The sequence below is a fragment of the Streptomyces sp. NPDC048523 genome, from assembly GCF_043199815.1.
In the GTDB taxonomy this organism is placed as follows: domain Bacteria; phylum Actinomycetota; class Actinomycetes; order Streptomycetales; family Streptomycetaceae; genus Streptomyces.
The window spans coordinates 595,283-621,077 of the sequence record NZ_JBICWQ010000004.1; the positions used below are offsets into that span (position 1 = coordinate 595,283).

26 protein-coding genes are annotated in these 25,795 nt (G+C 72.4%); 14 read left to right on the forward strand and 12 right to left on the reverse strand.

Annotated features, from left to right (window positions below):
* Positions 1-58: 58 nt before the first annotated feature.
* From ACGFWE_RS23500 to ACGFWE_RS23510, 3 genes are all read left to right on the forward strand, one after another.
* On the forward strand, positions 59-1,075 hold the full coding sequence (locus ACGFWE_RS23500; RefSeq protein WP_352386208.1) for an asparaginase: 1,017 nt from the start codon (positions 59-61) through the stop codon (positions 1,073-1,075).
* Positions 1,076-1,212: 137 nt separating this feature from the next.
* Complete coding sequence (gene aspA / locus ACGFWE_RS23505; RefSeq protein ID WP_393601458.1) at positions 1,213-2,625, forward strand: aspartate ammonia-lyase; 1,413 nt, start codon at positions 1,213-1,215, stop codon at positions 2,623-2,625.
* A gap of 55 nt (positions 2,626-2,680) precedes the next feature.
* On the forward strand, positions 2,681-3,610 hold the full coding sequence (locus tag ACGFWE_RS23510; protein WP_393601460.1) for a glutaminase: 930 nt from the start codon (positions 2,681-2,683) through the stop codon (positions 3,608-3,610).
* A gap of 204 nt (positions 3,611-3,814) precedes the next feature.
* On the opposite strand, the gene ACGFWE_RS23515 is transcribed toward ACGFWE_RS23510, so the two are convergent.
* The 3 genes from ACGFWE_RS23515 to ACGFWE_RS23525 form a co-directional block, all read right to left on the reverse strand.
* Positions 3,815-4,999: a D-alanyl-D-alanine carboxypeptidase gene (locus ACGFWE_RS23515; RefSeq protein WP_352386203.1), complete on the reverse strand. Its 1,185-nt coding sequence runs from the start codon at positions 4,997-4,999 to the stop codon at positions 3,815-3,817.
* A gap of 85 nt (positions 5,000-5,084) precedes the next feature.
* On the reverse strand, positions 5,085-6,221 hold the full coding sequence (gene rho / locus ACGFWE_RS23520) for a transcription termination factor Rho (RefSeq protein ID WP_393601462.1): 1,137 nt from the start codon (positions 6,219-6,221) through the stop codon (positions 5,085-5,087).
* A gap of 245 nt (positions 6,222-6,466) precedes the next feature.
* Entirely contained in the window at positions 6,467-7,294 is an 828-nt protein-coding gene (locus tag ACGFWE_RS23525; RefSeq protein WP_393601464.1) for a class I SAM-dependent methyltransferase, read from the reverse strand.
* Positions 7,295-7,416: 122 nt separating this feature from the next.
* Here ACGFWE_RS23525 and ACGFWE_RS23530 point away from each other — a divergent pair, with 122 nt between their 5' ends.
* Genes ACGFWE_RS23530 through ACGFWE_RS23540 form a run of 3 tightly spaced genes read left to right on the forward strand, consistent with a single transcriptional unit; the run spans position 7,417 to position 9,649 of the window.
* Positions 7,417-8,085, forward strand: coding sequence for a YciI family protein (locus ACGFWE_RS23530; protein WP_352386198.1), 669 nt, complete (start codon positions 7,417-7,419; stop codon positions 8,083-8,085).
* Positions 8,082-8,423, forward strand: a complete 342-nt coding sequence (locus ACGFWE_RS23535; RefSeq protein ID WP_393601466.1) for a YciI family protein — start codon at positions 8,082-8,084, stop codon at positions 8,421-8,423. Before ACGFWE_RS23530 ends, ACGFWE_RS23535 begins: the two co-directional genes overlap by 4 nt.
* A complete protein-coding gene (locus tag ACGFWE_RS23540; protein WP_393601468.1) occupies positions 8,420-9,649 on the forward strand; it encodes an RNA polymerase sigma factor in 1,230 nt (409 codons plus the stop codon). Before ACGFWE_RS23535 ends, ACGFWE_RS23540 begins: the two co-directional genes overlap by 4 nt.
* 166 nt (positions 9,650-9,815) lie before the next feature.
* Here ACGFWE_RS23540 and ACGFWE_RS23545 read toward each other — a convergent pair whose 3' ends face one another.
* Positions 9,816-10,220: a nuclear transport factor 2 family protein gene (locus ACGFWE_RS23545; RefSeq protein ID WP_352386192.1), complete on the reverse strand. Its 405-nt coding sequence runs from the start codon at positions 10,218-10,220 to the stop codon at positions 9,816-9,818.
* 68 nt (positions 10,221-10,288) lie between these two features.
* Between ACGFWE_RS23545 and ACGFWE_RS23550 the strand changes: the two genes are divergently transcribed.
* A complete protein-coding gene (locus tag ACGFWE_RS23550; RefSeq protein WP_352386191.1) occupies positions 10,289-10,852 on the forward strand; it encodes a PadR family transcriptional regulator in 564 nt (187 codons plus the stop codon).
* 5 nt (positions 10,853-10,857) lie between these two features.
* Complete coding sequence (locus ACGFWE_RS23555) at positions 10,858-11,586, forward strand: class I SAM-dependent methyltransferase (protein WP_352386189.1); 729 nt, start codon at positions 10,858-10,860, stop codon at positions 11,584-11,586.
* A gap of 32 nt (positions 11,587-11,618) precedes the next feature.
* Here ACGFWE_RS23555 and ACGFWE_RS23560 read toward each other — a convergent pair whose 3' ends face one another.
* From ACGFWE_RS23560 to ACGFWE_RS23580, 5 genes are all read right to left on the reverse strand, one after another.
* Positions 11,619-12,785, reverse strand: a complete 1,167-nt coding sequence (locus ACGFWE_RS23560; RefSeq protein ID WP_352386187.1) for a serine hydrolase domain-containing protein — start codon at positions 12,783-12,785, stop codon at positions 11,619-11,621.
* Positions 12,786-12,885: 100 nt separating this feature from the next.
* Positions 12,886-13,854, reverse strand: a complete 969-nt coding sequence (locus ACGFWE_RS23565) for an acetylxylan esterase (RefSeq protein WP_352386185.1) — start codon at positions 13,852-13,854, stop codon at positions 12,886-12,888.
* 101 nt (positions 13,855-13,955) lie between these two features.
* Positions 13,956-14,540, reverse strand: coding sequence for a DUF3592 domain-containing protein (locus tag ACGFWE_RS23570; RefSeq protein ID WP_393601471.1), 585 nt, complete (start codon positions 14,538-14,540; stop codon positions 13,956-13,958).
* A 117-nt stretch (positions 14,541-14,657) separates the two neighbouring features.
* Positions 14,658-15,428 carry a ferredoxin reductase gene (locus ACGFWE_RS23575; protein ID WP_393601473.1) on the reverse strand — a complete coding sequence of 257 codons (771 nt, stop codon included), beginning with the start codon at positions 15,426-15,428 and terminating at the stop codon, positions 14,658-14,660.
* On the reverse strand, positions 15,421-16,026 hold the full coding sequence (locus tag ACGFWE_RS23580) for a sulfite oxidase-like oxidoreductase (protein WP_352386179.1): 606 nt from the start codon (positions 16,024-16,026) through the stop codon (positions 15,421-15,423). The genes ACGFWE_RS23575 and ACGFWE_RS23580 overlap by 8 nt, the downstream gene beginning before the upstream one ends.
* Before the next feature lie 169 nt (positions 16,027-16,195).
* Here ACGFWE_RS23580 and ACGFWE_RS23585 point away from each other — a divergent pair, with 169 nt between their 5' ends.
* Positions 16,196-17,113 carry an NADP-dependent oxidoreductase gene (locus ACGFWE_RS23585; RefSeq protein ID WP_393601475.1) on the forward strand — a complete coding sequence of 306 codons (918 nt, stop codon included), beginning with the start codon at positions 16,196-16,198 and terminating at the stop codon, positions 17,111-17,113.
* Complete coding sequence (locus ACGFWE_RS23590) at positions 17,110-17,820, forward strand: GNAT family N-acetyltransferase (RefSeq protein ID WP_352386175.1); 711 nt, start codon at positions 17,110-17,112, stop codon at positions 17,818-17,820. Before ACGFWE_RS23585 ends, ACGFWE_RS23590 begins: the two co-directional genes overlap by 4 nt.
* On the opposite strand, the gene ACGFWE_RS23595 is transcribed toward ACGFWE_RS23590, so the two are convergent.
* Positions 17,817-18,257, reverse strand: coding sequence for a MarR family winged helix-turn-helix transcriptional regulator (locus ACGFWE_RS23595; protein WP_352386174.1), 441 nt, complete (start codon positions 18,255-18,257; stop codon positions 17,817-17,819). The genes ACGFWE_RS23590 and ACGFWE_RS23595 overlap by 4 nt on opposite strands.
* A 222-nt stretch (positions 18,258-18,479) precedes the next feature.
* Here ACGFWE_RS23595 and ACGFWE_RS23600 point away from each other — a divergent pair, with 222 nt between their 5' ends.
* Positions 18,480-19,274, forward strand: coding sequence for a putative protein N(5)-glutamine methyltransferase (locus ACGFWE_RS23600; protein ID WP_393601478.1), 795 nt, complete (start codon positions 18,480-18,482; stop codon positions 19,272-19,274).
* Here ACGFWE_RS23600 and ACGFWE_RS23605 read toward each other — a convergent pair.
* Positions 19,271-20,197 (reverse strand): LysR family transcriptional regulator, encoded by a 927-nt coding sequence (locus tag ACGFWE_RS23605; protein WP_393601480.1) that lies wholly within the window; start codon positions 20,195-20,197, stop codon positions 19,271-19,273. The genes ACGFWE_RS23600 and ACGFWE_RS23605 overlap by 4 nt on opposite strands.
* Positions 20,198-20,330: 133 nt before the next feature.
* On the opposite strand from ACGFWE_RS23605, the gene ACGFWE_RS23610 reads away from it, so the two are divergent.
* Positions 20,331-21,581 (forward strand): MFS transporter, encoded by a 1,251-nt coding sequence (locus ACGFWE_RS23610; RefSeq protein ID WP_393601482.1) that lies wholly within the window; start codon positions 20,331-20,333, stop codon positions 21,579-21,581.
* Positions 21,582-21,777: 196 nt separating this feature from the next.
* Here ACGFWE_RS23610 and ACGFWE_RS23615 read toward each other — a convergent pair whose 3' ends face one another.
* Positions 21,778-23,859, reverse strand: a complete 2,082-nt coding sequence (locus ACGFWE_RS23615; protein WP_393601484.1) for a SpoIIE family protein phosphatase — start codon at positions 23,857-23,859, stop codon at positions 21,778-21,780.
* 280 nt (positions 23,860-24,139) lie between these two features.
* On the opposite strand from ACGFWE_RS23615, the gene ACGFWE_RS23620 reads away from it, so the two are divergent.
* The gene (locus tag ACGFWE_RS23620; protein ID WP_393601486.1) at positions 24,140-25,015 is read left to right on the forward strand and encodes a hypothetical protein; all 876 of its coding nucleotides are present in this window, start codon (positions 24,140-24,142) and stop codon (positions 25,013-25,015) included.
* Between the two features lie 251 nt (positions 25,016-25,266).
* On the forward strand, positions 25,267-25,635 hold the full coding sequence (locus ACGFWE_RS23625; RefSeq protein ID WP_352386163.1) for a hypothetical protein: 369 nt from the start codon (positions 25,267-25,269) through the stop codon (positions 25,633-25,635).
* The last annotated feature ends 160 nt before the right edge of the window (positions 25,636-25,795 follow it).

The following is a 25,795-nucleotide window of genomic DNA, read 5'->3' on the forward strand; positions in this document are numbered from 1 at the left end:
GCCCCAACCGACCGGCACGCACGCGTGATCCGCGTGACATCCGGAGAAGCAGGAAGTGATGCACAGCAGTCCCGTCGCGGCCGCACCCCTGGTCCGTGAACCCCTCCACGCTCCCGTCGCCCACCTCATCCGCGGTGGGCTGATCGAGGGCACCCACTACGGTTCCGTCGTCGTCCTCGACGGCGACGGGGACGTCCGCTTCCAACTCGGCGACATCGAGGCCGCGTTCTATCCGCGGTCCGCGCTCAAACCGGTCCAGGCCGTCGCCATGGTCCGGGCCGGACTGCCGCTCGACGGCGAGCTCCTCTCGCTCACCGCGGCCAGCCACTCCGGCGAGGAACGCCACCTCGCCGGGGCCCGGCGGATCCTGGAGCTCGCGGGTGTGTCCGAGGACGACCTGCGCAACGTCCCGGACATGCCGTTCGGCCCGGCCGTCCGGGACACCTGGATCCGGGAGGGCCGCGGGCCCTCGCGGCTCGCCCAGAACTGCTCCGGCAAGCACGCGGCGATGCTCTACACGTGCGTGCTCAACGACTGGCCTCTCGACGGCTACCTCGACCCCGCGCATCCGCTCCAGCAGGCGATCGCCGAGATCGTCGAGGACCTGACCGGGCAGCGGATCGCGCGGGTGACCGTAGACGGCTGCGGTGCCCCCTTGTTCTCCGTCTCGCTGCACGGTCTCGCCCGGGCCGCCGCACGGATCACCTCGGCGGCTCCCGGTACGCCCGAGGCCCGGGTCGCCGATGCGATGCGGGAGCACGCGGAGATGGCGTCCGGGGCTGGGCGGGACGTTGCCGCGCTGATGAAGGCCGTACCCGGGCTGCTCGCGAAGGACGGCTTCGAGGGCGTCCAGGTCGCCGCGCTGCCGGACGGCCGCGCTGTCGCCGTGAAGATCTCCGACGGGGCGAATCGGGCGCGGGTGCCGGTCGCTGCGGCGGCGTTGGCGTGGTCCGGGGTCTCGCCGGACCTGCTCACCGAGTTCCAGGGGGAGGCGCTGCTCGGGGGCGGTGTCGAGGTCGGGCGTGTGCGGCCCGTTCGATCGCTGGAGCCGGTTGCCGCGTCGGCCTGCGCCTAGCGGCCCGGGCGCACTTGTCGCTCGGCGGCTGCGGGTCGGTGGCTGGTCGCGCCCACACGGCGGAGCCGCATACCGAGGCAGCCCCGGGCTCCTGAACAAACTCACCTGATCCCCTGCAGACAAGGACCCGTACCCTCATGACCGCCGCCGTCATCCGCCGTGAGCACGACCTCCTCGGCGACCGCGACGTCCCCGCCGACGCCTACTGGGGTGTCCACACCCTGCGGGCCACCGAGAACTTCCCCATCACCGGCACCCCGATCTCCGCCTACCCGCACCTCATCGACGCCCTGGCCGCCGTCAAGGAGGCCGCCGCGCTCGCCAACGAGGAGCTCGGGCTGCTGGAGCCGAGGAAGGCCGCCGCGATCGTCGAGGCCTGCCGGGAGATCCGGGACGGCAAGCTGCACGAGCAGTTCGTGGTCGACGTGATCCAGGGCGGGGCCGGCACCTCCACCAACATGAACGCCAACGAGGTCATCTCGAACCGGGCGTTGGAGCTGCTGGGCCACGAGAAGGGGCAGTACTCGTTCCTGCACCCCAACGAGGATGTCAACCTGGGCCAGTCGACCAATGATGTCTACCCGACCGCCGTCAAGGTGGCCACGGTCTTCGCCGTGCGTGGGTTGCTCAACGCGATGGCTGTACTGCAGGACGCGTACGCACGTAAGGCCGTCGAGTTCCGCGATGTGCTCAAGATGGGCCGTACACAGTTGCAGGACGCGGTGCCCATGACGCTCGGTCAGGAGTTCTCGGCCTATGCCGTCATGATGGACGAGGACCGCCACCGTCTTGACGAGGCGGTCCAGTTGATCCATGAGATCAACCTGGGCGCCACGGCCATCGGGACAGGGCTCAATGCTCCCGCCGGATACGCCGAGTCCGCCCGCCGCCATCTCGCGGAAATCACCGGGCTGCCGCTGGTCACCGCCGCCAACCTGGTCGAGGCCACCCAGGACTGCGGAGCGTTCGTCCAGATGTCCGGCGTGCTCAAGCGGATCGCCGTGAAGCTCTCGAAGAGCTGCAACGACCTGCGGCTGCTGTCCTCCGGGCCGCGCGCCGGCCTCGGTGAGATCAACCTGCCGCCCGTACAGGCCGGTTCGTCGATCATGCCCGGCAAGGTCAACCCGGTGATCCCCGAGGTCGTCAACCAGGTCGCCTTCGAGGTCATCGGCAACGACGTCACCATCACCATGGCCGCCGAGGCCGGACAGCTCCAGCTCAACGCCTTCGAGCCGATCATCCTGCACTCCCTCTCGGAGTCCGTCACGCACCTCCGGGCGGCCTGCCTGACCCTCGCCGAGCGCTGCGTGGACGGCATCACCGCCAACACCGAGGCGCTGCGGGCGAGCGTGGAGAACTCCATCGGCCTGGTCACCGCCCTCAACCCGCACATCGGCTACACGGCCGCCACCGACATCGCCAAGGAGGCCCTCGCCACCGGTCGTGGAGTGGCCGAACTCGTCCTGGAGAAGGGCCTGTTGCCCGCCGAAACCCTCGCCGAGCTGCTGCGCCCGGAGGTCCTTGCGGGCAGCGGCTCCACCCTGGCCTGACGGCCCCACCCGTGGAGACACGCGCCAGGACCGGCCCGGAGGCACAATAGTGATCATGACAACCACCTCGTCGCTCACCTTCCAGCCGGTCCTGGAGCGCATCGCCGAGGAGATCGGACGCAGCCCGGGCCGTGGCCGTGCCGCCGACTACATCCCGGCGCTCGCCGCCTGCGACCCGCGCAGCTTCGGCATGGCCGTCGCGGAGCTGGACGGCACGGTGTACGGCGTCGGGGACTGGCGCGAGCCGTTCTCGACGCAGTCCATCACCAAGGTCTTCACCCTCGCGCTCGTCCTGGCCCGTGAGGGCGACGCACTCTGGGAGCACGTGGGCCGCGAACCCTCCGGCAACCCCTTCAACTCCCTGGTGCAGCTGGAGTACGAGAACGGCATCCCGCGCAACCCGTTCATCAACGCGGGCGCCCTCGTCGTCACCGACCGCCTCCACAGCCGTACCGGAGACGCGGCGGGCGAGTTGTTGTCCTTCCTGCGCGAGGAGAGCGGCAACCCGGCGCTGGCCTTCGACGAGGAGGTGGCCGCCTCCGAGTCCGCCCACGGTGACCGCAACGCCGCCCTGGCCCACTTCATGGCCGCGTACGGCAACATCGACAACGCCATCCCGGTCCTGCTCGACCAGTACTTCCGTCAGTGCTCGATCAGGGCGTCCTGCGCCGACCTGGCCCTGGCCACCAGCTTCCTGGCCCGCCACGGCATCCGCGCCGACGACAGCCGCCTGCTCACCCTCAGCCAGGCCAAACAGATCAACGCGATCATGCTGACCTGCGGCACGTACGACGCGGCGGGCGACTTCGCCTACCGGGTGGGCCTGCCCGGCAAGAGCGGAGTGGGCGGCGGGATCATCGCGGTGGTACCGGGCCGCTGCACGCTGTGTGTCTGGAGCCCGGGCCTGGACGAGCGCGGCAATTCCGTGGCAGGGGTGGCGGCCCTGGACAGGTTCACGACGCTGACGGGTCTGTCCGTGTTCTGAGGCGCCCTGAGCGCCGGACAGCGTCGTAGTGGCGGGTGGCTGGAAGGCGACGGGGTGCCGGCCGGGGTGTGACCGGTGCCCGATCACCTGGGTGCACCACCTGGTGTGGCTGTGGTTCGACGACGCGTCGGGCGTCGACGGCATCCTCGGCGGCAACGCCTGCACCTGGATCACCCTCCACCTGCTGCTGTGGCTCCCGGCGCGTCAGCGCCGCGCCGGACGCCCGAGCCGGGACCGCAGCGCCACGGCCATCGATCCCGCGCCGAGCCCGGCGGCGCCCAGGATGGCCCAGGTCTCCAGCCAGCCGGGGCCGGTCCCGTCGTTCTGCGGCGAGACCGCCGCCGCGACCGGCACGGCGGCCTCGGGCCCCGGCCGGGGCCGTACCCGCAGCGCGTCCAGCGAGCCCACCGGGTCCACCCGCCCGGCCGCGCCGAACCCCCAGTCGAGCAGCGCGCGCGCCTCCTCGTAGACGGCGAGGCCACCGCCCGACTGAGGATTCATCACCGTCACGACGAGCGTCCTCCCGCCCCGGCGGGCGGCGGCGACGAGCGTGTTGCCGGCATGGCTCGTGTAGCCGTTCTTGATGCCGATCAGCCCGTAGTAGGGCTCCACCCCGTCGGCACCGGTCAGCAGCCGGTTGGTGTTCCGGATCCCGTACGACCATCCGCCCCGGCCGGGGAACTGCGCCTCGGCCGTGCCGCAGTACCGCGCGAAGTCCGCGTTGCGCAGCCCCGCCCGGCCGAACACCGCGAGGTCGTACGCCGAGGAGACCTGGCCCGGGGTGTCGTAGCCGTCGGGGGAGCGGACGTGGGTGTCGCGGGCGCCCAGGGCGAGCGCCTTGGCCTGCATCCGGGCGGCCGTCGTGCTCCAGCCGCCGCTGAGCCCGGCCAGGACGTGCACGGCGTCGTTGCCTGAGTTGAGGAAGACCCCGCGCCACAGGTCGGCCACCTGGTAGGTCTCTCCTTCGGCGACCCCGACGAGACTGCTGCCGGGCCCGATGCCGGCGAGTTCCTCCTCGCCGACCGTGTGCCGGAGGCCGCCGGGCAGCACCGGCAGGACGGTCAGGGCGAACAGGGTCTTGAGCGTGCTGGCCGGGGGCAGCCGGCGGTGGGCGTCGTGTGCCGCGAGGATCTCGCCGGTGCGGGCGTCGGCCACCACCCACGACAGTGCGGACACCTCCGGGACAGGGGGCACGCCCGGGTGCGGCCGGACCTGGATGCCGGGTCGGTACAGCAGGGCGGGCGGCGCGGCCGCGGCGGGTGGGGCGCCGGGCGCTCCGGGGTCGGAGCCCGGGTCGGCGGCCGCCGCCGCGGAAGCGAACACGAGCAGGCCCGTCGTGCACAGGGCGCAGGCCGAGACGGCCATCCGAGAAGGAAAACCGATAGTCATACCGCAAAGCTAGGAACGGACCCGCCGTACATCGCGCTGCCCGGGCCGTGCGGGGCCCGTGAGCACCCGGACGGGGGATGGCCCGTCAGCCGGCGGGCAGGGTCGGCTGGATGCGGCGCAGGAAGGTCGCGTTGTCCGGCGTCTCGCGCATCCGCTGTAGGAGCGTCTCGAGGTTGCCCTGGCCGTCTCCGTTCTGGAGAACCCGCCGCAGCCCTCGTACGGCGGTCAACTCCGCCGGGGCCAGCAGGAGTTCCTCGCGGCGGGTGCCCGAAGGGTTGATCGCGACGGCCGGGAAGACGCGGCGGTTGGCGAGGTCGCGGTCCAGGCGGAGCTCCATGTTGCCGGTGCTCTTGAGTTCCTCGAAGTAGAAGTCGTCGGCGCGCGAGCCGGTCTCCACCAGGGCGGTGGCGAGGATGGTGAGCGAGCCGCCCTCCTCGGCGAGCCGGGCGGCACCGAAGAACTTCTTCGGCCCGATCAGCGCGGTCGCGTCCACGCCACCGCTGAGGGTGCGGCCGTTGCCGGGGGCGGCGTTGTTGTGGGCCCGGCACAGCCGGGTCAGGGAGTCGAGCAGGATCACGACGTCCTCACCGGCCTCGACGAGCCGCTTGGCCCGCTCGATGACCAGCTCGGCCAGCGCGATGTGCTGCTTGGGCGTGCGGTCGAACGTCGAGGCGTACACCTCACCGCGCACGGAGCGCCGCATGTCGGTGACTTCCTCGGGGCGTTCGTCGAGCAGCACCACCATCAGGCGGCACTCGGGGTGGTTGCCGGCGACGGCCGCCGCGATCTGCTGGAGCAGGACCGTCTTGCCGGTTTTGGGCGGGGCCACGATCAGCCCGCGCTGCCCCTTGCCGACGGGCGCGATCAGATCCGCGACCCGCCCGGTCAGGGCGGACGCCGGGTGTTCGAGCCGGATCCGCTCGCGCGGGTGCAGTGGTGTGAGGTCGTGGAAGTTCCGCCGGTTGCGGTCGGGGTCGTGGCCGTTGACACGGGCGACCTCGGTGAGGGCGCGCTGGGTGCCGCGCACGCCGTCGACGACGTCTCCCTTGCGCAGGTTGAACCTGCGGATCAGCGCGGGGGAGACCTGGAGGTCGGAGGGCGAGGGCAGCAGGCTCGCGGCGCGCAGGTGACCCTTCCCGCCGGAGTCGATGTCGAGGACGCCGGTGACGGCGCGGACCGGGGGCTGCTGCTGTACCGGGGGGCGTTCGAGAGTGGTGGTCATGATGGTCTGTCCTTTCGAGGACGGAAGGCATGGGACATGCGGAAGGAAGGGGGGAAGCCGCGAGAAGGAAGGCGGACGACGCCTTCGGCGGCGGGAGACAGCGCCTCGGGTACGGCTGTGGAAGCCCTGATCACGAGGTGGTGCTGAAGAAGAGCTGACCTGACCGTCAGCGGGAGGTGGTAATCGGCACCGGCGCCCAAGATGAGGCGTACACAAGTGCTAGCCGGAGAGTAGCACAGGTTGGCTCAGTGGTGGGCCGCAAGGGCGTACAGAAGCGGGATCCGCGGGGCGGGAAGGCGCCACCAGCCGGACGGTGTACGCACCATCTGCGGCCAACGCGGCCAGGGCAGCTCGTCGCTCTCGCGGAGGTGCCGGACCCTCAGTCCCGCCCCCGTCAACGCGTTGACGACTTCTCCTATTCCGTGCATCCACTCGTAGCTCGCCGTGGCGCCCTCGACAGCCGGGCCGTCGGTGTACGTGTGGGTCGCGTCCCGGTGCACGGGACCGTCACCGCCCAGGTAGTCGTGGCGCAGCAGCAACTCCGGCCCCTCGTCCGGCGCGGGCTTGGGGCCCAGCGAGTTGAGCAGCGGATGAAACTCGACGACGTACAACAGGCCACCCGGGCGCAGCAGTCGGGCGATCACCGCCGCCCACCGGTCCAGATCGGGGAGGTAGCACAGGGCGCCCTTCCCGGTGTACACGACGTCGAACTGCCGTCCTCCCAGCGCCTGGACGGCGTCGTACACGTTCGCCCGCACGTACTCGACGTCCACGCCCGCCCGCTCCGCGATCCCGTGAGCGGCCGCGACGGAAGCCTCCGAGAAGTCGAGGCCCACCGCCCGGGCCCCGCGGCGGGCGAGGGCGAGGGTCTCCGTGCCCAGATGGCACTGGAGGTGGAGCACATCACGGCCGGTGAGCTCGCCGAGGTCCTCCCACTCGAAGGCGGCGAACCAGCGCTCGGGATCGAGGTCCTGGTCGAGGCCGTAGAACCGGCTGGCGAGGTGGACGGGGGTGCGGGCGTCCCAGTTGGCCTGGTTGACCCGCATCAGCCGCGCGTGCTCGTCGGACGTCATGACGCCATCCAACCGCGCACCCGGCAGATCCGGCCCCACATTTTTTCTGCGCGCAGGTGTCGATTCGGTCCGGTCCCGTTCGTCGGCCGGGTGTAGGAAGCTCATGAGGACCGGGAGGAACCATGAAGTACATGCTGCTCGTCTGCGGCGACGACACCAACGACGCCTCGGGCATGGCCCCCGTCGAACCCTGGGTCGAGGAACTCGGCGACCGTCGCGTACGACTGCACGGGCACCGGCTCGCCCAGCCCGCCGACGCGGTCACCGTGCGGGTGCGCGGCGGCGAGGTGCTGCGCACCGACGGCCCCTTCGCGGAGACCAAGGAGTACGTCGCCGGCTTCGACATCCTGGAGTGCGACAGCCTTCAGGAGGCCATCGAGGCGGCCGCGAAGCACCCCGTGGCGACCATCGGCGCCATGGAGGTACGGCCGTTCTGGGAGGACGAGGACGCCGAGGGGCAGATCCGCCGCCTCGACGCCGAACTGACGGAGGCGGCGCGCACAGGGGACACCGAGCGGAGGATCGCCTGCTACGCGCAGGACGCGGAGGTCGTGACGCAGGGCCGGCACCACAAGGGTGTCGAGGCGCTCCGCAAGGCCCTCGCCGAAACGCCCACCGGGCCGGCCATCCGCGAGGTCCTGGATTTCCGGATCCACGTCGACGAGAGCATCGCCTTCGGCCACGCCCTCGTCCGCAGCGACGGCACACTGCTGCGCGTCACCACCGGCTACCGCGACATCGGCCCCCGCTGGCTGATCGTCCACGAGCACGTCACGGAGGCCACGTCATGAAGTACGCCCTGCTGATCTGCACCCCCGTCGCCGGCGAGGAACTCAGCCCCGCCGAGATCGCCGAGGACCCCCGCTTCACCTCCTACATCGAGGAGATCCGCGGCCGCGACCTCGTCAAGGGCGGAGCCCGCCTGCGCCCCGCCTCCGACGCCACCACCGTGCGCGTCCGGGGCGACGAGGTCCTGCTCACCGACGGCCCGTTCATCGAGTCCAAGGAGTACATCGCCGGCATCGACATCATCGAGGTCGCCGACCTGGACGAGGCGATCTCCCTCGCCTCCCGGCATCCGGCGGCACTCGGCGGCGGCTCCGTCGAAGTACGGCCCGTGTGGGAGTGACCGCCGAAGAGGCGGTCGCCGCCGCCTTCCGCGAGGAGTGGGGCCAGGTCGTCGCCACCCTGATCCGGGTGACCGGCGACTGGGACCTCGCCGAGGAGTGCGCGCAGGACGCCTTCGCCCAGGCCCTCGACCGGTGGCGGCGCGACGGCGTCCCGCGCCGCCCCGGCGCCTGGCTCACCACCACCGCCCGCCACCGGGCCATGGACGTACTGCGCCGGGAGGCGGTCGGAGCACGCAAACTACGGGAGGCGGCCATGCTCACGGCACCCGGGGAGCCGTACGACGACAGCGGTGTCCAGGACGACCGGCTGCGGCTGATCTTCACCTGCTGCCACCCCGCGCTGCACATCGAGGCCCGGGTCGCCCTGACCCTGCGCACCCTCGCCGGACTGACCACACCGGAGATCGCCCGCGCCTTCCTCGTCCCCGAGGCGACCATGGCGCAGCGCCTGGTGCGCGCCAAGAAGAAGATCCGCAACGCCGGCATCCCCTACCGCGTGCCGCCCGCCCACCTGCTGCCCGAGCGCACGACGGGCGTGCTCGGCGTGATCTACCTGCTGTTCAACGAGGGCTACGCGGCCACCTCGGGCGCCGATCTCGTACGACGGAACCTGTGCGCGGAGGCGATCCGGCTGGCCCGGGTCCTGGCCCGCCTCATGCCCGACGAGCCCGAGGCCCTCGGCCTGCTCGCGCTGCTGCTCCTGCACGACGCCCGCCGCGGGACCCGGGTGGACGCGGACGGCGAACTGGTGACCCTGGAGGACCAGGACCGCACCGCGTGGGACCGCGCCGAGGCCGACGAGGGCGCCGCCCTGCTGGAGACCGCGCTGCGCCGCGGCCGGCCGGGTCCGTACCAGATCCAGGCCGCCATCGCCGCCTGCCACACCACCGCCGCCACGGCCGAGGACACCGACTGGGCCGATATCGCCGCCCTGTACGGCGAGCTGCTCCGCTTCGTGCCCTCGCCCGTGGTCCGCCTCAACCGCGCGGTGGCCGTCGGCATGGCCGAGGGCCCCGAGGCGGGGCTGGCCCTCGTCGCGGAACTGGAGCGGGAGGGCGAGCTGAGCGGCTACCACCTGCTCCCGGCCACGCGCGCCGACCTGCTGCGCCGCAGCGGCCGTACGACCGAGGCGGCGCAGGCGTACCAGCGGGCCCTGGAGCTGGTGGAGAACGACGCCGAGCGGCACTTCCTCGAAAGGCGGCTCGCGGAGTGCCGGTCGGCGTAGGAGCGTTCGTCGCACCAAGGCCGGGGTCGGTACTGGAAGCCCTGGTGACCGGGTGGACGACGCCGGTCCGGCGATGCTCGCGACGCCGGGCCTGTGCGGGGCGGATGTCGACCTGTCGGCGGGGATGATCGCTCCGACGCGGCGCCCTGACCCCATGGGCGTGGATTCAGGAGGCGGCGGCCCTCGTCGCGGCCTCCTTCGCGATCTCCTCGAACCGCGCCCCCATCGCCGTCGCGAGGGCCTGCGCGCCCGACAGCGGACGGACCATCACCATCAGCCGGTCGATCAGGCCGTCGTCGTCGAGGTGGATGAAGTCGCAGCCGTCCAGCGCCCGTTCGCCGACCCGGGTCGCGAAGACCAGCGCGTGGTCACGGCCGTCCTCACTGCTCAGCTCACTCACATAGCGGAAGTCCTCGAAGACCTCGACGACCGTGCCCAGGATCGCCGCCGTGATGGCCTTGCCCTGGTACGGCTTGAACACCACCGGACTCGTGAAGACCACGTCCTCGGCCAGCAAGGCCTCCACAGCGCCGAGGTCACCCGCTTCGACCGCTTCTCGGAACGCTCGCACGCCGCCTCCATAGTCAATTTGTTGAGTAGGTGTGGAGTAGACTAATCACCCGCTGCTAGCGTGTCCACATGTCGCTCAAGTACGCCGTCCTGGCCGCCCTCCTGGAGGGCGAGGCCTCGGGCTACGAACTGTCCAAGGCCTTCGACGTCTCGCTGGCGAACTTCTGGCCCGCGACCCCTCAGCAGCTCTACCGAGAGCTCGAACGACTGGCGCAGGACGGGCTGATCGAGGCGCGAGTGGTGCAGCAGGAACGACGGCCCAACAAGCGGCTGTTCACCCTCACCGAGACCGGCCGACACGAGCTGAGCGCGTTCGCCGCCGAGCCGCCCCGCAGGCCGGCCGCCCTCCGCGACGAGTTCCTGATCAAGATCCAGGCCATGGACACCGTCGACCCCGAGGTCACCCGGGCGCTGGTCGAGGAGCGCATGTCGTGGGCGCGCGGGAAGCTCGCCCGCTACGAGCGCCTGCGTGACCGGCTCCTCGACGGCCGCACCGAGGAGCGGTACCTCGCGGAGGCCGACCGCATCGGCCCCTACGTCACGCTCATGGGCGGAATCGCCCTGGAGACGGCCACCGTCCGCTGGTGCGAGCGCGCGCTCGGCATCCTGAAACGCCGCGCTCCCCTAAGCTGACCCGGATGTTCAGCCCAGAAGGCCCCAGCCTCCGCGAACTCGCCGTCCAGGCGCTGTCCTCCGTCGAGCGCGGCTACGACCTGCTCGCCCCCAAGTTCGACCACACCCCCTTCCGTACGCCCGACTCGGTGCTGGACGCCGTCGCGTCCGCGCTGCGCCGGATGGGCCCCTTCGATGCGGGCCTCGACCTGTGCTGCGGCACGGGTGCCGGGGCCCGGGTGCTGACGCGGGTCTGCCGGGAGAGCGTGACCGGCATCGACTTCAGCGCCGGGATGCTCGACGTGGCCCGGAAGCGGACCCGGTCCGGGGGGCCGCGCGTCTCCTGGGTGCGGGGTGACGCGCGCGCACTGCCGTTCGCCCCCGCCTCCTTCGACCTTGTCGTGAGCTTCGGCGCCTTCGGTCACTTCCTGCCCAGCGAACTGCCGGGCCTGTTCGGCCAGGCCCGCGAGGTGCTGCGGCCGGGCGGCTGCTTCGCCTTCCCGATCGTCGCCCCACCCCGGCCGTCGTCGCCCGCCTACTGGATGCTCCTCGGTTTCGACGCCGTGATGCGAGTGCGCAACGCCCTGTGGCGACCGCCGTTCGTCATGTACTACCGGGCCTTCCGACTCGGGGACGTACGACGGGAACTGGAATGGGCCGGCCTTCAGGTGGAGCTGCACGCCCTGCCCGGGTTCGGCGTGCGCCGGGACGGCAGTCCGCGGGTCCGGATGGTCGTGGCCAGGCGGCCCCTCTAACCGGTCGCCGCGGTTGCCCTGGCGGCCGTCTGTCACAGGGCGCTGTACAACGCCTCGATCAGCGCCATCTTCCGTGGATCGTCGGCGATGTGCGGCCCCATCCGGTTCATCACATAGCCCAGCGCGACCCCCGCCTCGGGATCGGCCAGCCCGCACGACCCACCGAAACCGTCGTGCCCGAAGGCCCGAGGGTTGGGCCCGTACGAGCCGTTCGGCCCGCTGAGCCACAGGCCGAGCCCGAGTTCCGTCTCGCTGTCCAGCCCCGCGCCGAGCACCAGGTCACGGCACCTGCCCTGGCTCTCGCGGACCCGCTCGGCGGCCTCCGGGGACAGGATGCGCCGACCGTCGAGGGTGCCCCGGCCCGCGAAGATCCCATAGAGCGCGGTGACGGCCCGGGCGGTGCCGTGGCCGTTCGCGGCGGGGATCTCGGCGGCCCGCCACTCGGGCGTGTTCGCCTCCGCGGCGCCCGCGAAGGGATTGGTCAGGGCGGCGATCGCCGCGGGCGCCAACTGGGCGAAGACCGCGGCCTGTTCACCGGTCGACGCGAGCGGCGGATGCACCAGTTCGGCTGCCCGCCCGGCCTCCTTCTCCGGCAGGCCGATGGTGAAGTCGATGCCCAGCGGCCCCGTCACCTCCCGCTCGAGGAAGGCGCCCGGCAGCAGCCCCGAGACCCGCCGGACGACCTCCCCGACCAGGAAACCGTACGTGAACGCGTGGTACCCGGACACCGTGCCGGGCTCCCACCAGGGCTCCATGGCGGCGAGCCGCTGTGTCGTCAGTTCCCAGTCGAAGAGCTCGGCGAGGGTGTGGGGTTCGCGCAGTCCGGAAAGGCCGGCCCGGTGCGACAACAGGTGCCGCACGAGAACCTTCTCCTTGCCCGCGGCGGCGAACTCCGGCCAGTAGGCGGCCACCGGGGCGTCGAAGTCGAGCAGACCCCGGTCGGCGAGGAGGTGGGCGCACAGGGCGGTCGGGCCCTTCGTCGTCGACCACACGTTGACCAGCGTGTCGCGCTCCCAGGGGCGGGTGCGGGCCGCGTCGGCCCAGCCGCCCCACAGGTCCACGACCGTCTCGCCGTCGACCGTGACGCTCACCGCGGCGCCCAGCTCGGCTCGGTCCCGGAAGTTCTCCTCGAACGCCGCCCGCACTGCCGCGAAGCGCTCGTCGCAGTGGCCGTGGACAGCCGGCCGGTGCTCGGACATGGACCCTCCGTCGTCGCCGGAAGCCCGGACCGCGACACTGCGATCCGGGTCCCGAGAACATACCGACTGGTCGGGCCGGAGGGAAGATGCCCGGCAGGACTCAGGCGTACGCGCGCAGCCAGCGCAGCTTCGCCGCCTCCTGGTAGGGGCCGCCGCCCTCGTGGTCGTTGAAGTCGTAGACCTCGATCGCCTTGTCGTCGTGGGCCCAGGCGTTGAAGGCCGCGAAGACGGTGGAGGGCGGGCAGGTCTGGTCCTCCAGGGCCGCCGAGAAGAGCACCGGGGTGCGGGCTCGGCTCGCGAAGTGCACGCCGTCGAAGTAGGCGAGGGTGCCGAGGACGTCCTCGAAGCGGCCGCGGTGCGTCTTCAGGTAGAGGGCGATCTCCCGGTACGGGTGCCGGTCCGTGAGGGTCGCCGCGCGCGGGAAGTCGCACAGGAACGGCACGTCCGGGGCGACCGCCGCCAGGTCCGGGACCAGGCCGCCGACCGCGATCGAGATGCCACCGCCCTGGCTGCCGCCGAGGACGACCGTGCGGGCCGGGTCGGTCAGCGGGTGGGAACGGGCCGCCTCCACCGCACGCACCCCGTCGGTGAACACGCGGCGGTAGTAGTAGTTCTCGGGCGCGTCGATGCCCCGGGTCATGAATCCCGGGTACGCGGGCGCGCCGGCCACCGGGTCGGCGGTGCCACCGCCGCCGCCCCAGGCACTGCCCTGACCGCGGGTGTCCATCACGAAGTGCGCACGGCCCGTGGAGGCCCACAGCAGATGCTCGTGGGGCAGACCGCGGCCGCCGCCGTACCCGATGAACTCCACGACCACCGGGACCGGCGCCGAGACCTCGGCGGGGATCGTGAACCAGCCCTTGACCGGGTGGCCGCCGAACCCGGCGAACGTCACGTCGTACACCTTCACGGTGGACAGGCCCGTGTCGACGAGTTCGAAGCGGGCGTCCAGGTCGTGCTCGTGGGCCTCCTGAAGGGTCTTGGACCAGAACGCGTCGAAGTCCTCGGGCTCGGTGGAGTCGCTGCGGTACTCGCGCAACTCGTCGATGGGGAGGTCGAACAGGGCCATGCAGGACCGCCTTTGCGAAGGGACAGGGCCGGATGATCACACCGTACGTGTGTCGTCGGACGAATCGCCAGGCTTTTGCGGGCGCCCCGGGGCCCACGTGGTCAGGCCCGGCGGCGGGTCCACTGCGGCTCGGTGAGAGCCCAGTCGCGTTCCCACTCGACGAGCCGGCGGCGGTCCGCCACACCGCGGACGACCGAGTGACCGAGAAGGATCACGGCGATCGTGCCGCCCGCGCCACAGGCGCCCATCACCAGGGTGTGCTGCCAGATCGCCGTCTCGTCCGGAGGTGCGGTCACGCTCCGGCCCCGGGAGTCGAACCACACGTCGACCGTGTCGCCCCGGTCGGTACCCGCCGGGACCCGGGCCGTGGCGGTCTTCGTGGTGCCGCCCGCCTCCGTCCAGCGCACGGTCACCCGGTAGGAGCGTTCCCGGCCGCCCTGGACCGTGGGCGGCGATTCCGGGACCCTGCCGACGACATCCGCGCGGACCCGATGGCGTTCGGAGCGCTGCTCGGCCGCCACCGCGCGGGCGTCGTCATGCGCCCACCAGCCCACCACCGCGCCGATCAGCGGCGCAGCCACCAGCATCAGTACAGCGACGGCCAGCACCGTCCACGCCTCGACGACGTCCGACCGGCGCCTGAGCGGATTGCGCCGCCAGCGCCAGCCGCGCACCCGGGTTCGCATGTCGACCTCCGCACCCCGCACCCCTGCGAGTGGGCCTACAGATGTAGTACCCCTCCATCCACGTCGTTCACGTGTGGTGGGGCGCACATATGCGTCCGGTGCGCCTGCGCACCACCGTCAGCCGAAGCGCTCGATCCGGATACGGTCCACCGGCTGACCGGCCTCCACCAGCAGCCGCGAGGCATGCTCGGCGAACGCGTTGGAACCGCACACATAGGCCTCCCATCCAGCTTCCGGCTGATCGGCCAGGAGTGGCGCCACATGTGCGGCCGACATACGTCCCACGGGCACCCCGTCCGGGGCGCTCCGCGTGAACACCGGGGTCGTCTCGTCGCCGAGCTCCCGCGCGTAGATCAGCTCCTCGGGGCTGCGTGCCGACACCAGCAGCCGCAGCGGCACGGACAGCCCGCGCGCCCGGTGGTGGCGCACCATCGACATCAGCGGTACGACCCCGGAACCGGCCCCGATCAGCAGCGCGGGCCGGTCGCCGGGCCAGGCGAAGAAACCGCTCAGCGGCCCCCGCACCTCGACCTCGTCACCGGGCTCGGCCACCGTGTGGAACCAGGTCGAGACCTCGCCGCCCTCGACATGGTCCAGGGTCAGCTCGATGTGCCCGGAGTCCTCCGGCGGCGACGCGAGCGAGTAGTGGCGCTGGGCCGTGTAGCCGTCCTCGGCGGTCAGCCGCAGCATCAGGTGCTGGCCGGGCAGGTGCCCCTGCCACCCGGGCACGGCGAAGCGGAACGTGGACGCGTAGGGGGTCTCGCGGCGGACCTCGGTGAGCGTGGCGGTCTGCCACTCGGAGGCGGCCCGGTTGCTGACGGCGATCCGCCCGGGCACCGCGAACCGCGTGACCGGAGCGAAGGCGGGGGAGGAGAGCGCCTCAGTCACCGGAGTACCTCTGCTCCTCCCACGGGTTGCCCCGCGCGTGATAGCCGTTCTGCTCCCAGAAACCCGGCTCGTCGTGGTCGAGCAGGGTCAGTCCCGCGACCCACTTGGCGCTCTTCCAGAAGTACAGATGCGGCACCAACAGCCGCGCCGGGCCGCCGTGTTCGGCGGGCAGCGGCTTCCCGTCGTACTCCCACGCGATCCAGGCCCGCCCCCCGGTCAGGTCCGCGAGCGGCAGGTTCGTGGTGTACCCGGTGTGCGAGTACGCGACGGCATGGGTGGCGGACCCATGTGGCCGCGCCACAGCCAAGAACGCGTCCAGTGACACACCCGCGAACCGCACCCCGAACTTCGACCAGCTCGTCACACAGTGGATGTCACCCTCGTAGGCCGAAGCGGGCAGCGTGTGCGCCTCGTCCCAGTCCCAGGTGTGGGGTCGTTCGACCAGTCCGTCCACCCGGAACGTCCAGTCGGCCGGCGACAGATCCGGCGTGACCTCCGCGGACAGGACGGGCCAGTCGTCGCCCGCGTCGTACTGGCCGGGTGGCAGCCCGCCGTTCGGGACGCGGGGGCGCCCGGTGAAGCCTCGGGTGACGTTCATGCATCAACCGTACGCTGTCGTCGCGACGTGCTCCGTCCCAGGTCAGTGCCCCGATCGTTGCGGCCGTATGAACACTGTGCGCCACCGGGAATAGCCGCCGCGCACCGCTCCTTGGCGCTGGAGTGCCGGGCCGGTGTCCCGGTGACAGCGCGAGAGAGTGAGGAAGCAGATGCCCAAGGCGTACGTCTTCACGCGGTACGGCGGACCGGAGACCGAGGCGTTCGTGGACGTGGACCGGCCGAGTCCCGGCCCCGGACAGCTTCTGGTGGCCGTCCACGCGGCGGGCGTGAACCCCGTGGACTGGAAGCAGCGCACGGGCTACCGGCGCCCCGGCGAGAGCGATGAGCGCGTCTTCCCCGTCGTGTTCGGCAACGAGGTCTCCGGTGTCGTCGAGGACATCGGGGACGGCGTCGAGGGGTTCGCCGTCGGGGACGCGGTCTTCGGCACCGCCCTGGCCGGCGGCTACACCGAGTACACCCTGGTGCCGGCCGCCATCGCCGCGCACAAGCCCGCGGAGCTGTCCCACACGGCGGCCGCCACTCTGCCCGTCGCCGCCGCGACCGCGTACGACGGCGTCCGCCAGCTCGACCTGCCCTCGGGCGCCACGCTGCTGGTGACCGGCGCCGGCGGGGGAGTCGGCGCGGCGGCCGTACAGATCGCCCGCGCCTTCGGCCTGAGGGTCGTCGGCGTCGCGAGCGAGGGCAAGAAGGCCTTCGTCGAGTCGCTCGGCGCCGAGCACGTGGCTTCCGGTCCCGGCTGGGCCGAGCGGGCCCGGGCGAGCGCACCGGACGCCGTCTACGACCTGGTGGGCGGTCAGGTGCTCGCCGAGGCCGCCGAGTTGCTCACCGACCGCACGAAGCTGATCACCGCCGGCGCCCCGGAGGAGGAGGTGCGGCGGCTGGGCGGCGCGCGGGTGGCGCGGGCCCGCAACGCGGCCGTACTGGAGGAGGTCGCCCGGCTCGTGATCGAGGGGGACCTGGACCCGCACCTCACCGAGACGTTTCCCCTCGACAGGGCGGGCGACGCGCTGCGTACGGTCGAGGAAGGCCACGCCCGCGGCAAGACGGTCATCGAGGTCACCCGATGAGCGCCGGCGCACGGCACGTCCTCGACAACCCGGCCCTCGCCTCCCTGACCGGCCCGCACGCCCACTTCGCCGAGAAGCGCGGCCGGGTGCTGCGCTACCCCACCGACGTCTCGCCGTGGCTCGCCCTGCCCGACGAGCCCGACGCCGGCGACTGGGCCGACCTCGCGGCGCTCGCGGGTGCCGGCGCGGAGGTGCCGCTGCCGGGCTACGCGGGTCAGGTGCCCGAGGGCTGGGAGATCACCTTCCAGATCGAGGGCGTGCAGTTGGTCGACGACGGTCTCGACGCCGCGCCCGACCCGGAGGCGGTCCGCCTCGGCCCCGCCGACGTGCCCGAGATCCTCGACCTGATCGCCCGTACCCAGCCCGGACCCTTCCTGCCCCGCACCATCGAGATGGGCACCTACCTGGGCATACGCCGGGACGGCGCCCTCGTCGCGATGGCGGGGGAGCGGCTGCATCCGCCGGGCTGGACCGAGATCAGCGCGGTCTGCACCGACCCCGCCGCCCGCGGCCAGGGCCTCGCGACCCGGCTCATCCGTGCCGTCGCCCACGGCATACGACAGCGCGGCGAGACGCCCTTCCTGCACACCAGCGCCGCGAACACCTCTGCCATCCGGCTCTACGAGTCCCTCGGCTTCCGCCTGCGGCGCACCACCGCGTTCCTCGCCGCACGGGCTCCCGAGCGGCTGCCGGAGGCGGTCTCCTAGACATCGTCGTCCTCCGGACCGGACCAGGCGTTGTAGCGCACGAGGTACCCGGCGAACCGTTCCAGGTCCTCCCGCGACCACTCCGCGAGCCGCTCGCCGACGGCCACGCGGCGGCTCACCGTGACCCGGGCCAGGATGCGCCGGCCGGCCTCGGTCAGATGCAGCACCTGGACCCGGTGATCCTCCGGGTCCTGGCGCCGCTCGATCAGGCCGGCCCGCTCCAGAGCGGCGACCTGCCGGCTCACCGTGGACTTGTCCAGGGCGTAATGGGCGGCCAGGTCGGTGGCGCGGCAGCCGTCGCGCTCCTCCAGATGCCCGAGGAGTGTGTACGACACCAGCGACAACTCGGGATGCAGACGGCCCGCCGAGGCCCGGGCCCGTCGCGCGAAGACCGTCATCTCGCGCTGGATCGTCTCCACGGCCGTTGCAGCTTCCACCGGACCTCCCTCGCAGGACTGGTTGCAGAGTACAACTCGCCGTGCCCTGGGGTAGGGTGGCCCTCCGGCTGAGGGCGGTCCCAGTCGTGAGGTACCGAGGAGGTGAGACCCATCAACGCTGTGTCAGATCGGGTGCTCTCTCCTCGAACCGGCGCGGATCACCGCCGTTAGGCCCAGGTGACCGCGGGAGCGCCCTTCGGCTCTCGAAAGGCTCCCGGCTTCATGCCTGCACTCTCTCCCCGCTTCACCTCCGCCGACTCCGTCGTCGCCGCCCTGCGCACCGCGGGCTGTGTCTTCGCCGAGGACGAGGCCCGGCTGATCCTCGCCGCCGCCCGCACCCCGGCCGAACTGGCCGACATGGTCGACCGCAGGGTCATCGGCCACCCCCTCGAACTCGTCGTCGGCTGGGCCGAGTTCCGGGGACTGCGCATCACCGTGGCGCCCGGCGTCTTCGTGCCGCGCCGTCGCACCGAGTTCCTCGTCGACCAGGCCCTCGCCCGGGTGCCGGACGCCTCGGTCGTCGTGGACCTGTGCTGCGGCTCGGGTGCGGTCGGCGCCGCGCTCGCCGCCGCGCTGGGCCCGGTCGAACTGCACGCCGCCGACATCGACCCGGCCGCGGTGGACTGCGCCGGGCGCAACACCGCCGACGCGGGCGGCCGGGTCCACACCGGCGACCTCTTCGAGGCCCTCCCCGCCGACCTGCGCGGCCGTATCGACATCCTCGCGGCCAACGTGCCCTACGTTCCCACCGACGAGGTCGCTCTCCTCCCCACCGAGGCCCGCGACCACGAGCCCCTGGTCGCCCTCGACGGGGGCACGGACGGCCTGGACATCCTGCGCCGGGTCGCGGCCGAGGCCCCTCGATGGCTCGCCCCCGGCGGCTGCCTCCTCGTCGAGACCAGCGAACGCCAGTCCGCCGCCGCCCTCGACGCCTTCACCCGCAGTGGCCTGACGCCCCGCCTGGCGGTCTCGGAGGAGCTGTACGCCCATATCGTGATCGGCACCAGGGCGGCTTAGGCCCAGCTCGGGGCCCACGTCCCTACATCCGGCGGGTCGGGACGTGTGGTGTGCAGATGGGCCCGGAGGGCGGCGAGCGCCGGGTGCGGGTTGTCGGCGCGCCAGAGCAGGGAGTGCGGGTAGACCGGCGTGGGCCGGTGGACCGGGATGCGGCGCAGGTCCTGGTCGGACAGCCAGACCAGCCGGGTCAGCTCGCCGACCAGGGTCGCGAGGGTGGGGGAGTCGGCGATGGTGTCGAGCAGGGGGTCGGTGCCGAAGTCGGGGCCGGTGACCTCGATGGTCAGGCCGAAGGCGGCGGCGAGGTCGTCGTAGTAGGTGCCCCACTCGGTTCCGGTGACCAGGCCGGGCATCCAGATGCGGTGCCCGGCCAGCCGGGAGAGTTCCACCGAGCGGGCTCCCGCGAACGCGTGACCGGGGCCGGTGAGCAGTTGGACCGGTTCGTCGTAGACCCGCACGGACTCGATGCCGTCGGTGGACTGCCCCGCGGAGTGCGGGACGGCGCGGAACGTGGCGTCGATCGTGCCGGACCGGAGGGCGGTGAGCGCCGCGTCGGCGTCGAAGAGGGTGACGACGTCCAGCTCGACCCCGGGGTGCGCGCGGTGGAAGGCGCGCAGCAGCTCCGCGGGGGCGAGCCGGCGGCCGATCACGTCGACGCGCAGGGCCCGGCTGCCCGGTCGTACCGAGGCGGCCGCCCGTTCCGCGACCCGGAGCAGTTCGCGGGCGTGCGGCAGGAACGCCTGTCCGTCGATGGTCAGCCGCGCCCCGCGCGGGGTACGGGTGAACAACCGCGCCCCGAGGTCCTTCTCCAGCGCGGCGACCCGCTTCGACACGGCCTGCTGGGTGACCGCCAGCCCGTCGGCGGCCTCCTGGAACCGCCCCGCGTCCGCCACGGCGACGAAGGTGCGTACGGCCTCGAGATCCATGCACGCAAGGCTAGGCCGTCATGACACAACCAGGGGTTGTGACCGGTCGGTGCCGTAGTTGTTTGATCGGCAGGCCCGGCACTCGGTTGGATGGCGTCGGTCAACGTGGAGTTGTCGGCGAGGGGGGTCGGGCGTGGGTGCGAGACGGTCGCTGGGGCGGCGGTTCGGGTGGCTGTGGGCGGCCTACGCGGTCAGCGCGTTCGGCACCTCGCTGTCGTTCGGCGCCTTTCCCCTCATCGCCGTCCTGGTGCTGCACGCCGGTCCCGCCGCGGTGTCCGCGCTGGCGGCCGCCGGGCTCGCGGTCGGGGCGGCGGTGGCCGTACCGCTCGGGCCCTGGGTGGAGTTCCGCCGCAAGAGACCGGTGATGGTCGCGATGGACCTGGTCCGCTTCGCCGCCCTGCTGAGCGTGCCCGCCGCGTACGCGCTGGGTGCGCTCGGCTATGTCCAGCTCCTGGCCGTGTCGGTGGTCGTCGCGGCGGCCGACATCACGTTCACCGCCGCCTCCGGGGCCTTCCTCAAGTCGCTTGTCGGCCCGGACGACCTGTTGGTCGCCAACGGCCGGTTCGAGGCCACGAACTGGACCAGCATCGTGATCGGACCTCCCCTCGGCGGGGCCGCCATAGGGCTCTTCGGCCCCGTGACGACCCTGCTGGCAGACGCCGTCAGCTACCTGCTGTCGGCCCTGGGGATCCGCGCGATCGGCGCGGGCGAGCCACGGCCCGTCCCCACCGCCGGGGCGGCGAAGGGGTCCCTCCTGGAGGGCTGGCGTCACATCCTCGCCGGCCCCACCCTGCGCCCCCTGTTCTTCAACACGGTCCTCGTCAACGCCCTGATCATGGTGCCGGTGCCGCTGCTGACCGTCCTCATGCTGGGCCCGCTTGGCTTCGCCCCCTGGCAGTACGCCCTCGCGTTCTCGGTGCCCTGCCTCGGCGGCCTGCTCGGCTCACGGATGGCACGCCCTCTGGTCACCCGGTTCGGTGAGTACCGCGTCCTGATCACCTCGGGCATCCTGCGCGCGTGCTGGCCCCTCGGCCTGGCCTTCATCGGCCCCGGTACGGCCGGGCTGCTCCTCGTGATGGCCGTCGAGCTCGGGGTGATCACCTCCTGTGCCGTCTTCAACCCGGTGTTCTCCACCCACCGGCTGCGGATGACACCGACGAACCGGGTGGTCCGCACCCTCTCCGCCTGGTCGGTGACGGGCAAGCTGACCACCGCGGCCCTGACGGCGCTGTGGGGCCTGCTGGCCACGCTGACCGGAACGCGTGAGGCGATCGCGCTGGCCGGCCTCCTGCTGCTGGCCACCCCGCTGCTGCTGCCCCGGCGGCCCACCGCCGTACCCGACGCGAGTCAGGACGCCCTGCCCTCCCGGGCGGGGTCCCCGTGACGGCGGGCGCCCGGGCCTCCCTGGTGCCGCTGAGGACCCGGGCGGCGGTCCTCCCGGTGCCGCCGCCGACGAGGGCAACGACGCCGGACCGCCAGGCGGTCTCCCGGAGTCGTACCGTCGGAGCCCGTCCGGGGCCCCGGCGCAGGTGATCGACCGGAGTGCGTTTCCCCCGCCCCGTATGCCGGGCGCACGGCCCTCAGGTCACAGGCGTCTGCACCCGTGCGATCAGCAGTGCCACGTCGTCGGAGTTGTCCGGCTGGTGCAGGGTGCGCAGCAGCAGGTCGCAGATGTCCTCCAGCGGGCCGTCGGGGGTGTCGAGCAGGTCGAGGAGCGCGTCCAGGCGCTCGTCGAGCGGATGCTGGCGGGTCTCGACGAGACCGTCCGTGTACAGCACGAGCCGGTCACCGGGCGCGAGGTCGACAGTGGTCGTGGAGAACGCGACACCGCCCACGCCCAGCGGCGCCCCCGTGGGGAGTTCGAGCAGCTCGGGGGGACGGCCGGGGCGCAGCCGTACCGGCGGCAGGTGCCCGGCGTTGGCGATACGGCACTGCGAGAGCCGCGGGTCGTACACGGCGTACACGCACGTGGCGATGGAGTGGTCCAGTTCCTCGGTGATCCGGTCGAGGTGTTCGAGGAGCCTGGCCGGGTCGAGGTCGAGGGAGGCCAGGGTGTTCGTCGCGGTGCGCAGCCGGCCCATCGTCGCGGCGGCGTTGATGCCGCTGCCCATCACATCGCCCACGACCAGCGCGGTCTTGCCCTCGTCCAGCGGGATCACGTCGAACCAGTCGCCGCCGACCTCGGCGGTGGCGCCGGCCGGCTGGTAGCGGGAGGCGACCTCCAGGCCGCCGGTCACGGAGGGGTGGCTGGGCAGCAGGCTGCGCTGGAGGGTCAGAGCGGTGTTGCGGGCGTCCTGGTACCAGCGGGCGTTGTCGATCTGCACCGCCGCGCGGGCCGCCAGCTCCCGCGCCAGCAGCACGTCGTCCTCGCCGAACGGCTCCGGGTTGCGGATGCGCTTGAGGTCGAGGGCGCCGAGCACCTCGCCGCGCGCGATCAGCGGCACGGCCAGATAGGAGTGCAGGCCGGCCCTGGCCAGCTGTGCGGCGGCCTCGGGTGAGCGGGCGATGCGGACGAGGTCCTCGGGCCCGACCTGAGCCACCAGGACCGGGTTCCCCGTGCGCACGCACTCGGTGACCAGGCGCTCGGGGGCGTACCGGGCGACCTGTCCGGGCGGATCGGCCGCGGCCAGGGCGTCCGGGGCGCCGGCCGCCTCGACGGCCAGGGGACGCATCACGGCGGGTTCGGTGGGCCGCAGGGTGCTCGGCCTGCCCTGCACCACCGCCTCCAGCAGGTCCACGGCCGCCACGTCCGCGAGCTCCGGCACGGCCACGTCGGCCAGCTCCCGGGCGGTGCGGTCCAGGTCGAGGGTGGTGCCGATGCGGGCGGAGGCGTCGGCGACGAGCGCGAGGCGGCGCCGGGCCGTCTCGGCCTCCACGGTCGCCAGATGCTGCTCCGTCACGTCCAGCACCGAGCCCGCCACCCCCAGGACGGTCCCCAGCGCGTCCTCCAGGCGGTACAGCGAGACCGACCAGGCGTGGTCCGTGTCGGGATCCGCGGGTGTACGGCCGATCGTGTGCTGGTCGACCAGTGGCTTGCCGGTCCGCAGCACCTCGCGGGCGGCGGCCTCGAAGGCGGCCACGTCGAGATGGGGCAGCACCTCGCCGATCTTCCGGCCGACGTGTTCCTCGGCCGGCACACCGTTCAGCTGCTCCAGGGCCGGGTTCACCGAGACGTACCGCAGCTCGGTGTCCAGCACGGCCAGCCCGATCGGGGACTGGGAGACCATCCGGGCGGACAGCGCCACGTCCCGCTCCAGGCGGCGCACGGTCGACTGGTCGGCGCACAGCCCGAGCGCGTAGACGTCACCGTGGTCGTCCAGCAGCCGCATGTTGCGGAACTCCACCAGCTTGGTGGAGCCGTCCTTGCGCCGGACGGGGAACGCGCCGGCCCAGCTCTGGCCGGTCTCCATGACGTCGGCGAACAGCTTGACGACCAGGTCGGCGTGCTGCTCGTGGATCATCAGATGAGCCGCGTACTGCCCCAGCGCCTCCGGCGCGGTGTAGCCGAACAGTTCCTCGGCCTGCGGGCTCCACAGCACGATGCGGCCCTGGGCGTCCAGCACCACCGAGGCCATGCCCAACTCGTCGAGCAGCCCGCTCGGCCGTACCGCCCCGCGCGGGGGGTCTCCGCCCTCTGACGCGGGTATTCCGGCTGCACCCATTGCACGAACCGCCTTAGACCGTCCTCGCGGCACGCCGTACCCCCGTGCCGACTCCCCTTGTTCTACCGCGTTCAACCGTCTCCGTGACCACGCGGTCGTGTTCTTCCACCATCCCTCAACACGGGGGCGCGCGTCCGGTGAAGTGCGCCGGGGTGACGAAGGCCGCTCGTTCGTTCGGTCGGTCTGTACATGACCGCTCGATTGGTATGTACATGACTGTCGTGGGCACGTCAGACTGTCACCGACCGCACCCCCGCCCCAGGAGCCCCGGGAGTCCTTCATGCCCCTGCGCGCCGGACAGCGTTGTCACGCGCTCCTCGCCGCCCTCGTCACCCTCACCGCGACGGCCCTCCTGGCCGCCGCACCGCCGGCCTCCGCCGCCGACACCTGGACCGAGACCGGTTCCGACCGGGCCAACCCGCTCACCGAGAGCCAGGGCCTCACCTCGGTCGAGGTCCCCGCCGGATCCGCCAACCGGTACACCGGCATCGGCACCATCCCCATCGGCGTCTCCAGCCGCGGCTGGAACCACGTGGGCGACCCGGACGCCTCCTACGACGGCCACTACGTCGAGCCCTACCAGGCCGACTCCGGCACCGCGAAGATGTTCCGGGTGCAGGCGCCCGACGGGACCTGGTCCGAGTACGTCCACTCGCTCAGCCCCGGCGAGGCGCTCAACAACTCCTGGGTGGCGATCTCACCCGACGGACAGTGGATGCTGTCCGGTGAGTGGGGCACCATGACCCGCTTCCTGGTCTTCCCCACGCCCGGCGTCAACGCGAGCACCTCTCCCTCGGCGAACCTTCCGCAGGCGGCCACCGTCACCCTCGACCACGCCGTCCGGGACGTACAGGGCTGCGACTTCCTGAGCGCCACCCAGCTGCTGTGCTCCTCCGACGACCCGGCGGGCACGCTCTTCGGCTACACCAAGCCGCTCCTCCAGATCGACCTGTCCGCCGCCCCGACCGGCTCGGCGAACGTCTCCGGGCATGTCACGGCACTGCGTCAGCTGCCCCTCAGGAGCTCCTGCTCGGGCGAGTTCGAGGCGGAGGGCATCGACTACGACCGCCGTACCGCAACCCTGCGTGTGATCGTCGTCTCGCCCGGCTTCTGTGTGCTGACGGACAGCAAGACGTACCGCTTCACCAGGAGTTGAGCCCCTGACGGGCGGGTGCCGGCCCTCCTCGGAATGGGGGTCGGCACCGATGGCGGGGCCCCTGTGGCCGGATGTGACGGCGGCACAACCGTCCCGGCGCCTTCCTGACCGCCGCGTCCCGTGCCCGCCTCGGAGGACCCGCTGACACCGCCGTCGGTAGTGCTTCGGGAAACGTGGTGCTTTTCTGGGGGTGTGGCGCGGCTCGCGGGGAACCCGGCGGACTGGTCATCGCCACGAGAGGAGCGACCACGATGGATCGTGAGCAAGCGCACGAGGAGTCCGTCTCCCTGGAGATCAGCGGAGGCAGCGCGGAGGACGCGCGGATCGTCTTCGACACGCTGGCCGCGTGTTTCGAGTCGGACCGGGGTGCGGACGAGGTGCCGCAGCAGCTTCATGAGTCGCGGCCGATGGTGTGGCTGGGGACCTTCGAGGTGACCGAAGCGCGTTCCTGCCCGCCGCCCGCCCCGTTGTCGTCCTCCGTCGAGATCGACGCGCAGGGCGGGTACTGGGCCATCGAGAAGCTTCGGAAGACGTTGGACTCGACGTTCACGGTGCGGGATCTTTCGTCCGCGTCGGGGGACCAGGAGCGGGAGCTGCACGTGCGGCTCGAGAGCCGGTGACGGGCTTCCGGTACTCCACGGCGGCGCGGTGGGGGGGGGGCGGGGGGGGGGGGGCCCCCCCCCCCCGGGGGGCGCGCCCCCCCCCCCCCACCCCCCCCCACCACCCCCCCGCCCGGGGGGGGGGGGGGCCGGGGGGCCAAAGCCGGGCCCCCGCGCGTGG